At 58.8% G+C, this 11,907-nt stretch carries 11 protein-coding genes, 1 tRNA gene and 1 pseudogene; 9 read left to right on the top strand and 4 right to left on the bottom strand.

Annotation, left to right across the window (positions count from 1 at the left end; translation table 11 throughout):
• The first annotated feature begins 219 nt into the window (after window positions 1–219).
• Window positions 220–296, top strand: a tRNA-Met gene (locus M2360_RS25750).
• Window positions 297–562: 266 nt separating this feature from the next.
• Here the strand turns inward: M2360_RS25750 and M2360_RS25745 are convergent.
• A complete protein-coding gene (locus M2360_RS25745; RefSeq protein ID WP_280778248.1) occupies window positions 563–1,534 on the bottom strand; it encodes a hypothetical protein in 972 nt (323 codons plus the stop codon).
• 227 nt (window positions 1,535–1,761) lie between these two features.
• On the opposite strand from M2360_RS25745, the gene M2360_RS25740 reads away from it, so the two are divergent.
• Complete coding sequence (locus M2360_RS25740) at window positions 1,762–2,433, top strand: class I SAM-dependent methyltransferase (RefSeq protein ID WP_280778247.1); 672 nt, start codon at window positions 1,762–1,764, stop codon at window positions 2,431–2,433.
• A 172-nt stretch (window positions 2,434–2,605) separates the two neighbouring features.
• Here the strand turns inward: M2360_RS25740 and M2360_RS25735 are convergent.
• The 3 genes and pseudogenes from M2360_RS25735 to M2360_RS25725 all read right to left on the bottom strand — a co-directional run.
• Window positions 2,606–2,758, bottom strand: a pseudogene (locus tag M2360_RS25735) (IS5/IS1182 family transposase); the annotation flags it as partial.
• 192 nt (window positions 2,759–2,950) lie between these two features.
• Window positions 2,951–3,838: a transporter gene (locus M2360_RS25730; RefSeq protein WP_280778246.1), complete on the bottom strand. Its 888-nt coding sequence runs from the start codon at window positions 3,836–3,838 to the stop codon at window positions 2,951–2,953.
• A gap of 289 nt (window positions 3,839–4,127) precedes the next feature.
• Window positions 4,128–5,054 carry a LysR substrate-binding domain-containing protein gene (locus M2360_RS25725; protein WP_280778245.1) on the bottom strand — a complete coding sequence of 309 codons (927 nt, stop codon included), beginning with the start codon at window positions 5,052–5,054 and terminating at the stop codon, window positions 4,128–4,130.
• A gap of 213 nt (window positions 5,055–5,267) precedes the next feature.
• Here M2360_RS25725 and M2360_RS25720 point away from each other — a divergent pair, with 213 nt between their 5' ends.
• The 7 genes from M2360_RS25720 to M2360_RS25690 all read left to right on the top strand — a co-directional run bounded on the left by M2360_RS25720 (window position 5,268) and on the right by M2360_RS25690 (window position 11,860).
• The gene (locus M2360_RS25720; protein ID WP_280778244.1) at window positions 5,268–6,440 is read left to right on the top strand and encodes a prolyl oligopeptidase family serine peptidase; all 1,173 of its coding nucleotides are present in this window, start codon (window positions 5,268–5,270) and stop codon (window positions 6,438–6,440) included.
• A complete protein-coding gene (locus M2360_RS25715) occupies window positions 6,437–7,102 on the top strand; it encodes an EthD domain-containing protein (protein WP_280778243.1) in 666 nt (221 codons plus the stop codon). Before M2360_RS25720 ends, M2360_RS25715 begins: the two co-directional genes overlap by 4 nt.
• 25 nt (window positions 7,103–7,127) lie before the next feature.
• Entirely contained in the window at window positions 7,128–8,072 is a 945-nt protein-coding gene (locus M2360_RS25710) for a VOC family protein (protein ID WP_280778242.1), read from the top strand.
• Between the two features lie 4 nt (window positions 8,073–8,076).
• Window positions 8,077–8,454 (top strand): Rieske 2Fe-2S domain-containing protein, encoded by a 378-nt coding sequence (locus tag M2360_RS25705; protein ID WP_280778241.1) that lies wholly within the window; start codon window positions 8,077–8,079, stop codon window positions 8,452–8,454.
• Window positions 8,451–9,581 (top strand): FAD-dependent oxidoreductase, encoded by a 1,131-nt coding sequence (locus tag M2360_RS25700; RefSeq protein ID WP_280778240.1) that lies wholly within the window; start codon window positions 8,451–8,453, stop codon window positions 9,579–9,581. The genes M2360_RS25705 and M2360_RS25700 overlap by 4 nt, the downstream gene beginning before the upstream one ends.
• 70 nt (window positions 9,582–9,651) lie before the next feature.
• Complete coding sequence (locus M2360_RS25695) at window positions 9,652–10,770, top strand: MFS transporter (protein WP_280778239.1); 1,119 nt, start codon at window positions 9,652–9,654, stop codon at window positions 10,768–10,770.
• Window positions 10,771–10,882: 112 nt separating this feature from the next.
• Window positions 10,883–11,860, top strand: coding sequence for a fumarylacetoacetate hydrolase family protein (locus M2360_RS25690; RefSeq protein WP_280778238.1), 978 nt, complete (start codon window positions 10,883–10,885; stop codon window positions 11,858–11,860).
• Window positions 11,861–11,907: the final 47 nt, after the last annotated feature.

Genomic DNA, 11,907 nt, shown 5'->3' with positions numbered 1-11,907 from the left:
TGAAACGCCCCTGCGCCAATGGTACTTTGTCTTAAGACACGGGAGAGTAGGTCGCCGCCAGGTCTGCAAAATGCAAACATCTCAATCTCTTCACAATCCGCGCTGTCGGTCTTTTGCAAAACGCAAAACACCTGTCGCGTCGAGGCCTTGCTAGACTAAGCGATATTTTGCCTACGGCAAAAATCTGTCGATATTTTGCCTGCGGCAAAAATCTGGTAACGCGGGGTGGAGCAGCCCGGTAGCTCGTCAGGCTCATAACCTGAAGGCCGCAGGTTCAAATCCTGCCCCCGCAACCAAAATCAATTCCTGAACGCTCAGTGATAAAATCACTGGGCGTTTTTGCGTTCAGGGAACCGCAGCGGGAGGCGGGTAAAGCAGGCCAGTCTCGAGTGAGCAAGGCGTCGGTTTCGATGGGAATTCTCCGGTCGGCGAGCAACAATCTCTTCTGCTGCCGCAGACCTGGCCACAGCCGTATCTTTGGTCAACTCTATAGGCACAGAGCTGATCATCAACAGTCTTTGCCAATAATGAAAACTTGTCATGAAACCCGACAGTGATGTGCCTACCTCTCAGCCGCCGCCTGAAAAGGGGTGATGTCGGCTTGAGCGTAGAACTGGCTGCTGTTTTCGAAATACGCGGTCATGAGTATTCGTGCGATATCGGACGAATAGGTTATCCGATCATCTTCAATTGTCATTTGGGCGCGCTGTTCAGGCGCATCTTTCGACTGAAGTAAATTGTGGATTTCAGAAATCCAGTATGTCGCATCGCCTTTATTGATCTTCTTCGGATCGCAGTGGATAGCTTCCTCGGCTGGCGTCCCGACGTCGATGAACCCGTAGCTCTCAAGCTTCCGGAGATTTGCTGATATGCGCTGTTCCGGGTGAAGGTTTTTAAGGTGAAGCAGCAGCATCCGGCTCGTTGCTGCCACTTTATCGGTCATCTTGCCGATCTGGCAGTTGTGATTGATGAATCCCTCCGGGATATCTCCGGTCGAGATGATTGGCTTGCCCCATCGCAGCGCGTTGATCATGTCGGCTTCAGCGTTCATCTTCATGTGCCTAGGCGATTTAAAGGCGTTTCCAAGCCAGAGAGTGGGGATGAAGACGTCGGGTTGTTGCCTCGATAAGGCGGTGACGATGTCTCCAGGAGCCGCGATGCTGTCTGGCGAGTTCATCATGATCAGCCGCTCGTCGGTATCAAGGATACAGAAACGATCGCAGTATTGCGTGAGAGCAACATAGAGTGCGGGACACTTGTGAATGTTATGGATGTGGTTCACGCCAAAACGGTTGCGAACAATAGTGGTTGATGGCTCGACTTCTTCGTAGAACGACAGCACCGATTCATCGGTGGACAAGTTGTCGAAGATCACGATGTTTTCGGGGCCGACGATCGCTGCGTGATGTCGGAACCACTCGCGGACAAACCATGGGTCATCCTTGGTTTTCAGTATAATTTTGAACGGTGCGTATGGCAGTAGGTTCGCACTAAAAATATCGTCAGCTTCGCTCTCCCAAGTGTAAATCGCCAAGTGCGTCATCTCCTTCAATCCGTCGCTTGGGTTTTAGAGTTCAAAGCCGAGAGCCTAGCATCCAAAGGCGTCTAACCCACAGTGGCAGCACTACGGAGCGAAAACAAGTCTTGCTAGCGTTGCTCTATGGTTGATAAAAATGCCAAACCTAACGCAATCGGTGTAGGCGCGCGCAGTTGGCAGGATATGTGCCACGGCCTTACCTAAAGTGAGCAGTAGGAGGTTTTATGGCAAGCGCATACACAATCGGAGATCAGAAGGAGGAAGTGCTTTCTAATATGTTCAGGGCGCATTTAAAGGCGCTCAATGACATCGTGAGAAGCACTGGTGAAGAGCTCGAAGGAAATCTATTTTACCATCATCGGCAAACCGATTTTATGATTATGGAAGGGCCGAACCCGTCGCGCGCTCACAAACGGCGCAATTTCCATAGGACACTGAGATCGAAGCGCATGCTTCTGGAGATCGGGTTCAACGCCGGGCATAGCGCGCTCTTGGCGTTGTCGACCAACCCAAGTCTGCATTATGTCGGCGTAGATATCTGCGCTAGAAAATACACGCCGCTTGCTGCGGAATATCTGCTATCCGCATTCCCGGGCCGTGTAACATTTTTCGGAGAAGATTCTCGCGATGTTCTGCCGGTTCTGGCCACGCATCACCGGCACTTGAATTTCGACGTGTTTCATGTCGACGGTGGGCATGGTGACGCAATCTGCCGCGCCGATATAAGCAACTGCCTCGCGATGCGGCGAGCTGGGCAGCATATGATCGTGGACGATACTGCAGCGCGGTCGGTGATGGACATCTATCACGAATATGTCTCGCTTGGCTTTCTTATAACGGAGAGTTTCGGCGGCGCATGGGAAGGCAATGAAAGCGTGTGCGCCGCCATCCGATAATTTGACTTGGGCGCAAACTACCAAAAAGCCTGACCATTGCACCTTGATCGGGCCTCGATAACGGGCGTAGCGGTGGTCGTGCAACTGCTTGGAGCCGGCGTAGCAGCGCTCGACTGTCTCTTTTCCTCGCTTGGAGATCGCCTTGCCCCTGGCCGTCTTGCGATTGACGTCAATTGTCGGCGCAGTAGAGCCCGGCGATGCGACGATTGTTGGAGGAAAAGTCGATCACCGCGTCGATCTTGCCAAGCAGGTAATCCTTGGGGACAAGCCCGTCGAGCGTCACAATCTCGAGAGCTGTTTGTTGAAGAGTGGGTTTTCTCAACATGTCCCAGTGAACTGCGCCCCCCTGGCTGTGGCCAGGGGGGTGTCAGCAGCCTGACGCCCGGTGACAAAATCACCGGGTGAATTTGCGTTCCGGAAATAAAGGTGCCCCGGCAACCTTGCGGAAGCGGCAGGCGCCGTTGCGGCGAAGGCTGTCTTTTTGCACTCTGGGGCGTCGTGGGAACGCCGGGCGACCTCAGAACTTCGTTGCGAAGTTCATCCAGATGGAGTCGCCCTGGGAGCGATTTTCAGCATAGACATCGTGTTGCCAGGAAGCGCTGATCTGAAGCCCCGGATTGAAACTGTATGTCAGCGACGGTCCGATGGCGAAGCCTTCACCGCGATGACCGTCGGCGGCGGCCGTCGGACCTTGGTCATCGGTAAACTGCTTGATGAAATAGCCGACAGCGCCTGCTCGGATCTTGCCGAAGTTCCAGCCAGCGGCATAGTCCAGCACGAATTCGTTACCGCTCTTGTAGTCGGTAGCGGTGTTTTCGGTGTTGAAGATCAGGCGCGCCGCCGCGGCGAATTCAAGTCCGTCCGGGTCAGAATAGTGATAGGCCGCCGTGGGCTGGATTGACCAATGGTTCAAGCCGCTATTGGCCAGGGCGTGCTCATCATAAGCTCCCGTCGGAACGCCGATATCCATGCCGATTACGAATGTCTGCGCTTTGTCCGGATGCCAGGCGAGCCCGATCGTGGTGGTGGCGTCGCCAATGTTAAGCGTTTTATCGGAGCCGAACGCCGTGTCGATGTCGAGATGGATTACCGGAAGGACGAGTTGTCCCCAGAGCTGGGCGTCACCGATCTTGATATCCGACACATAGAGAAAGCGCATGGTTTCGACTGCCGCCTTGACGCTGAAGTCAATCGGTACTTCGTTTCCATCGCTGTCATTGGTGCGGTCAGCGCTAAAATAGCTGGTTTGCGACAGGAAATACAGGCCTTCATAGGGCGGAATGGAGCCGCCGTAGAATTGCGCTGCGCCCGGCGCATATTGGCTGTTGCCGTTCTCCGCCGCAATGGCGGAGCCGCCCAGGGCGCAGATGGCGACTGTCAGGATAAGGCTACGGTAATTCTTCAATTCATCCTCCTCATAATACCTGCGCCAGCCGCATAAGAACTGGTCGCGTGTCTCTGTTCGGGGCAATCAAATCCTTCTCCGCTCGAGACATTCGTCTTGAGCATATCCATGCGCCCGCTATGCGCCACGCGGGTGCAATCCGGCATGGCGGCGTATAATGAGCGTCGAAACCGGTTCCCGAGCGTAGGACTTGCGCTCAGGATGCGATTTGCCGAAATTTGTTTGATGCTCTCCCCATCCATTTGGGTACGGCAGGGAGTTGGCATTTGTAAAATTTTGTTTGGGAATATTATGTATTGATTGCTGTGATGGCTCGTTGGCCCGCCAAACGCGATGAGCGGCCGGCAAGCTCTGCCGCAGCAGTTTTCAATTTTTCACGCACCCAGGTTAAGGCCGGGTCGCGGGAGCGGTAGCTGTGCCATTGCGCCGACTGTTCTAGGAGTGGAAGGTCGAGCGGCGGATCGATGATTGCAAGACCGCCCGTCTTGATCATCTCGATGGCGAGAGTTTTCTGGACCAGCGCGAGCCGGTTGCTGCCGCGCACGAGCACAGACAGCGTCGAAAATGCAAAAGTCGCCACTTCCACGCGGATGGCGAGGCCTACTTCGCGACAGGCCCGCTCGGCAAAGCTCTCGCCGCCATTGGGTGGCCGCATCACCACATGTCCGGCCGATTCAAATTGTTCGCGGGTTATTTTTTCTCCGGTGGCAAAACTGCTGCGGCAATCCGTAACCAGGCAGATCTCGTCGGAGAACAGGACATCAGAAGGGTGGTGGGTCGAGCAGAACACAGATGGCGCAATCAGAAGATCGGCTTCGCCTTTTTCCAGCAGCAGATGCGGGAAGTTCTGCTGAGGTTTGAAATCAAATTGCAGCGCTGGGGCTTCTGCCGTGACGATTTCCATGAAGATGGGGATCAGCGTATGCAGCGAATAGTCGGAAACGACCATGCCGATCAAGCGCCTGGAATCGGCCGGATTGAACGATGGCGTCGACACAACGGCGCTGTCGATCCGCACGATGATGTCGCGCAGGGGCTGTTCAAGAGACGCCGCAAGCGGAGACAATTCCATCATCCGGCCCACTTGGATCAACAGGGGATCGTCGAAATAGTCCCGCAATCGCCCAAGCGCGTTGCTCATGGCCGATTGTGTGATGAACATTTCTTCCGCTGCGCGGCTGACATTGCGCAGACGGATCAGCGCGTCGAGCGCCACCAGCAGGTTAAGGTCGAGATTTTTGAAACGCATGGCTCCTCCTTGTATTCAGCATATCAATAGGTGGGATTGAAACAACAAATTTTGTAAACGTTTTGATTTTCGTTAAGTCTTTGCCCGGGAGGAGCGATCGGGAAGCCATGCCAGGGCATGGCTGCGGATTGCCGCCCCGTGGCGTCGCCGTCGGCGACGCGAAAGAGTTGAGGAGGCGTGATGTTCAAGTATTTCCCCACCAATTATGTCTGGAACCTCTCGGTGAACCTGTCGATCGAGATGGGCGCCCGTATCGGGGAGATCGAGGAAATGTGCGCGCCGCTGCAGGAGGCCGCCAAGGCCCCGGATGCAGCCGGCGTGATGGCGTTTCGCCAGACCTGGGCGAGCATGGGCGAAAAGCTCATTTCTCTGGCCGAAGAAGATGAGGCCAAGGGCCGACTGATTTCCGCCGGCGAAAAGCTCATTCGCGCCGCCAATTATTTGCTGACCGCCGAGCGGTTGCAGGCGCATGGCTCCGAGGGGCGTTTGGCGCTTTACCGGCGTTTCCTCGATATGTTCGAGAAAGGTCTGCGTCTGTCGGGTTCAGCATGTCGCCGGGTCGAAATCCCCTATGAAGGAACGCATCTATCCGCCCTGTATATTCCGGCAGAGGGCGTCAGCGGTCCGCAGCCGGTATTGGTGCAGGTCAATGGCCTCGACAGCACCAAGGAAATGAAGTTCCTCGTCGGTTTGCCAGTCTGGCTCGCCAAACGAGGCGTCGCGTCGCTTGTGGTCGACCAGCCGGGAACCGGCGAAGCGCTGCGTCTACAGGGACTTACGGCGCGCTATGATAGCGAGCACTGGGCCAGCCGCGTGGTGGATTGGCTTGAGACGCGTTCCGAAATCGATGCGAAGCGCATTGGCATGGAAGGCGTTTCGCTCGGCGGTTATTACTGTCCCCGCGCGGTGGCCTTCGAGCCGCGTTTCGCCTGTGGCGTCGTCTGGGGCGCCAATCACGACTGGCGCGACGTGCAGAAGAAGCGTCTGGCCCGTGAAGGCGATTTTCCGGTGCCGCATTACTGGGAGCATGTCCGCTGGGTCTGGGGCGCCAAGGACATGGACGACTTCATGCGCATTGCCGAAAATGTTCATCTCGACGGCGTGCTCGACCGTATCAGGGTTCCGTTCCTCGTTACTCACGGCGAGAAGGACAGCCAGATCCCGCTGCACTGGGCGCAAGCGACTTATGATCAGCTGGTCAACAGCCCCAACCGCGAACTGAAGATCTTCGACGCTCGCACTGGCGGCGTCCAGCATTCCAGCTTCGACAATTCCGCCAATGCCGGCGCCTATATCGCCGATTGGGTGGCGGAGATTCTCGGCGGACGCATCGCGCATGGAGACGCAGCATGACAGTCAAGATGATGATGTTCGGACGCCGCGCTCCGGGCCAAACGATGGCTGAAAATCGCCGTCACATGAAGGATGTCCACGGCCGTCTCGTGCTCGATTATATCGCTGCCGAGCCGCAAAACGCCCCGCGCAAATATACGCAAAATCATGGGCTGGACGGGGTCTTCGCCGAGGATGACACCGCGCCCGCCGCCCTGCGACTCGGCCTGGATTTTGTAACCCAGATCTGGTTCGAGGATCTCGAATCGCTCAAGGCGTCGCGGGAAACATCCTTCTATGCCGAGCGCCTGCGCCCTGACGAGCCGCGCTTTGTCGATATTGCCCATGTTTTGGGGCAGCCATTCTCGGAAGAGCGCGTGCAGGAGCCAGCCTCGGCATCGATCGATCTCAAACTGTTTGTCGTCAGGCCTGCGGGCGCGGCGTCGGTCGATCTCGCCGATCGTATCGCTTTGAGCAAGGTCGCCTATTCCGGCTACTGTCGCAACACGGCCGTCACGCCGGGACCGATCGCCGTCGTCGATGAATTCTGGGCTGGCGACGAAGAGGAGGCGCGTCGTCTTCTCGAACATTGCCGACTGGCGCTCGACGCCGGGGCGGCAGAAGGCAAACGCGCCGCCGCCTATCTCATCGCCCGCGAATTCAGAATGTTTGCCGGTCGCTGACGCGACGGCCGAAGGGAGGATCAGCATGAATATCATTGGACCGGATTATCTGGTTTTCGGCGTGGACGATGTCGCCGCCGCTTCGGAATATCTTCGCGATTTCGGCCTGCAGCCCGTCGATGTCGATCAAACTGGCGGCCTGTTCGCCGCGCTCGACGGCACCGGAATTCTCATCCGGCATAAATCCGATCCGTCGCTGCCGGCGACGCTTCCGACAGCCAATCTGCTGCGCCAACAGGTATACGGGGTGCGTTCGGCTGAAGACCTCGACGCGATCGAAGCAGAACTGTCGAAAGATCGTCGCGTCACCCGTCTCGCCGACGGCTCCATCGAGACCCGTGACGCGCATGGTTTTGAACTCAGGTTCCAGGTGACGATCCGTCGCGAGTTGGACATGCCGGCCGAAAAGATCAACGCTCCTGGCGCGCCGGCCCAGCGTAAGCCCAATGAAATCGGCGTCTGGGAGGATATGCCGGCTGCGCCACGGTCGCTGAGCCATGTCGTTCTCTTCGTCCCCGATATCGAAATCGCGGCGGATTTCTACTGCAACCGTCTCGGCTTCGTGATCACCGACGTTCTGAAAGGCGCGGGTCCCTTCCTGCGGCCGAAGGCCAATGACGATCACCACACGCTCTTCTTCATTCGCACGCCGGATTATATGAAGGGCTGCGAACATCTCGCTTTCCATATGGGCGGTCCGACCGAGTTGATGGTCGCCGGCACGCGCTTCGTCAAGAAGGGCTATCAGAGCTTCTGGGGCCCCGGCCGCCACAAGTTCGGTTCGAACTGGTTCTGGTATTTCAACAGTCCGCTCGGCTGTCACTTCGAATATGACGCCGACATGGACAAGCATGACGACGCCTGGGTGGCCCGTGAAGCGCCGATGGGCGCGGAAGCCTCCCAGATCGTGCTCTTCGAAATGCGTGAGAAATGGGCCCCCGGCGGACCGCCTCCGGGCGCGAAAGGCTAAGCCGATGCTGTCCCCCGCATCGCGTCTCGTGGGTCTCTGCAATACCGGAGATGTCGACGAGGGCGAAGCCAAAGGCTTCGGTCCGGTCGGAGGATATCGTCGCAAGATTATCGTTCTGCGGAAGGAGGGGCGGCTGCACGCCTGGCTCGACGCCTGCCCTCACTATCCGCAGGGCACGCCGATGGCCTGGCGGTCCAACGCTTACCTGAATGGCGACGGCACGCATATCGCCTGCCATTCGCATGGAGCACTGTTCGACATGCAAACGGGAGAATGCGTCTTGGGTCCCTGCCTGGGGCAGGGGCTGACGCGCGTGGAGTTGACGGTCAACGAGCAGGGCGAAGTTTTCGCCGCTCTGGCCGAGGAGGAGGTAACACTATGAATGCAGGCATCAACAAGGCACTGATCATCGGCGGCGGCTTTGCCGGCATGACGGCGGCGGCGCGGCTGGCGCGTCAGGGCGTCGAGGTCGATCTTTTCGAAATCGATGCCGGCTGGCGCTCTTATGGCGCGGGCATCAGCCTGCATGGCTCGACCCTGCGCGTGCTCAAGGAACTCGGCCTGATCGATCGCTTCATGGCGGAGGGTTTCGCCTCCGACGGCGTCGAAATGCGCGGTCCAGACGATCGCGTTCTCGTGACCTTGCCGACGCCGCGCGTGGCAGGCCCCGATATCGCCGGCGGCGGCGGTATCATGCGGCCGGCGCTCGCCAAGATCCTGCAGGAAGCGGTTGTCGCCGCCGGCGTGAACGTCCGTCTCGGCGAAACTTTCACGACGATCGACAACCGCGAGGACGGCGTCTGGGTCGGGTTCGGCGATGGCCAGCCGGAGCGATACGATCTGGCCGTGGGCGCGGATGGTCTCTATTCCAGCGTTCGCGCCAAACTGTTTCCAGAAGCGCCCAAGCCCCGCTTCATCGGACAATCGGTCTGGCGAGCCGTGCTGCCCCGGCCCGCAGAAATCACCACTGTCGCCATGTGGATGGGGCCGAAACTGAAGGTTGGCCTGAACGGCGTGTCGCGCGACAAGGCCTATCTCTTCCTGACGGAAGACAAAGAAGTCAACGACTTCGTGGCTCCGGAGACCTTCGTCGAAACGCTGCGGGCGCTTTTGAGGAAGTTTCCTTCGCCGATCATTCAGACCATTGCCGATCAACTGTCCGACGAGCATCACGTCATTTATCGGCCGCTCGAACAAATGTTGATGCCGCGCCCCTGGAGGAAGGGCCGCGTGGCGCTGATTGGCGACGCCGTGCATGCGACCACACCGCATCTGGCGGCCGGAGCCTGCATCGGCATCGAGGATGCGATGGTGCTCGCCGAGGAAGTGGCGCGGCACTCGACCGTGGCGGATGCGCTCGCAGCCTTTGAGGCGCGACGCTGGGAGCGGTGTCGCATGGTGGTCGAGAATTCAGCTCAACTTGCGGATATCGAAATTCATGGCGGCAGCCGCGAGGAGCATTCGGCAATAATGCGCCAATCCATGAAAACGCTCGCTGAAACCATCTGAGCGCGTGGAACCATAACGGGGAGAGGGGACCGCGACGGCTCTGCGCCGCGCCGGTCCGGGAGGATCGAAAATGACAGGACAGAAATATGGCGTGGGCGGAACGGCCGCGCTGGTGGTGTCGCATTGCGCCGGCATGCTCGATCTGATCGCGCTTCCGGTCTGGGTCGGCGCACTGGTCGAGCGGTTCGGGTTCAGCCCTCAACAGGCTGGCGGCCTCGTGACCTTGTTCCTGCTCGGCGCGGTAGCGGCAAGCGTGGTGGTCGCGCCACGTCTCAATAAAATCAACCAGAAGATTGCAGCGACGCTGGGTTATGGCGCGGCTGCATTGGCCTTCTTCGCCGCCTCCACACAAAGCGGCTATATCGAACTTGCGGCCCTTCATCTCGTTGCAGGCTTTTCGGTTGGCGCCGCGCTATCCATGGTGCATGGGGCAATCGGTAAATCGGTCAATCCGCACCGACTTTACGCGCTGGCGGGTATTTCCATCGGTCTTCTGGGGATCGTGCTTCTCGGCGCTTTGCCGCAATTGATGATCGCCTTCGGCGGGCCTATGTTGTTTCGCGTATTCGGTTGTGTCATGGCTGTCGCGTGCCTGACTTGCGCGATCTTCTTCATTAATCCGGCGCGCGGTGAAGCGCATGGCGCCGCGCCTCTCGGTCGCGCCGTCTGGTTCACCATCTTCGGCATCAGCATCATGACCTTCAATCAGGCGATGGTGTTTTCCTTCGTCGAAGTGATAGGCAAGTTGCGAGATTTCCCTCCGGAAGGCGTGCTTGGCGCCCTGATCGCCTTGGGCGTTGTCAATTTCATAGTTCCTTCGCCGCTTGCGGCGATCCTGCAGAAGCGGCTCGCGGCGGAGCGCGTCGTCCAGATTGGTCCGGCGGTGCAGGCCCTTTTCGCCGTCATCGTCACCAGCGCCACGGCCTTCGTGCTCTGGGCGCCAGTCGCGGCCTTCTTCGTGGCGATCCAGATTTTCACCCATACTTTCGCCTTCGGCCTGCTTGCCCGTCTCGACCCCACCGGCCGGGCGGTGGCCGCGACGCCCGCGATGCTGATGATCGGGGCGGCGCTCGGGCCGATTGTCGGCGGCGCGCTCGGGCAGAATTTCGGCTTCGGCGCGCTTGGGGCCGCAGCTGTGCTGGTGTCCGTCGCTTCAACCATCTTCTTCAGCAAAGCGAGGACCGCATGACGAGGCCGGCCGATCGGTGTTTTCCGAAATCGGATGGGGTTTACGTGCCCGCGATCGCTGAGGCGTTGTCCGGTCGCAGACCGAAACAGCACATAGTCTTCCGGAGGTTCAGATGAAGCTTGCGACCTATAAAGACGGCAGCCGCGATGGCCAGTTATGGATAGTCTCTCAAGACCTTGCCGTTGCGGCGCCTGCTGTCGGCATTGCAACAACCATGCTGGAGGCGATCGAGAACTGGGATAGTGTCTCTCCGCGTCTAGACGCGCTTTACTGTCGCTTGAACTCCCGCGAAGAAGCCTTCGCCACCCGCTTCGAAGCCGACCGCTGTATGGCGCCTTTGCCGCGTGCGCCGCAATGGCTCGACGCGTCCGCCTTTCTCAACCATGGCCGGCTGATGGACAAGGCGTTCAACAATCCCGTCAATCCCGATTTCGAGACCATCCCGCTTGTCTATCAGGGGGCGAGCGACGATCTGCGCGGTCCTGTCGACGATGTTGCATTCCCAGACGACAGCCTGTGGATCGACATGGAAGGCGAGTTCGGGGTGATCCTGTCGGACGTGCCCATGGGCGTCAGCGCCGAACAGGCCGTCTCGCATGTCCGGCTTCTGGTGCAGATCAACGATTGGTCGCTGCGCAAGCTCGGGCCTCGCGAAATGCGGACGGGCTTCGGCTGGCTGCAGGCCAAGCCCTCAACGGCGTTTGCGCCGCTCGCCATCACGCCGGACGAGATCGCACCCTTCTGGGACAATGCCCGGGTGAAACTGCCGTTGCATGTTGAGATCAATGGGCGCGAGGTTGGCCGCGCGAACGGCGCCGAGATGCATTTCGCTTTTGACGGCATTATCGCCCATTGCGCTCGGACCCGCAAATTGTCGGCAGGCACGATTGTCGGTTCGGGCACGGTGTCGAACTCAGATCGGGGAGCCGGTTCCTCCTGTATTTCGGAAATCCGCGTCATCGAACTCCTCGAGCAGGGCGAGTCCGTCACCCCGTTCCTCACCTGGGATGATCGGGTGCGGATGGAGGCGCGGCTTCCCGATGGCGCGACGCCGTTCGGCGTGATCGACCAGCGGGTGGTGAAGGCCTGATGCGCGGCCTCGGCTTTGCCGGCGATGCAGATCTTCAATCTCTGGCC

The organism is Rhizobium sp. SG_E_25_P2 (genome assembly GCF_029892285.1).
Classification (GTDB): domain Bacteria; phylum Pseudomonadota; class Alphaproteobacteria; order Rhizobiales; family Rhizobiaceae; genus Rhizobium_E.
This window is presented reverse-complemented; position numbering and strand designations above follow the sequence as displayed.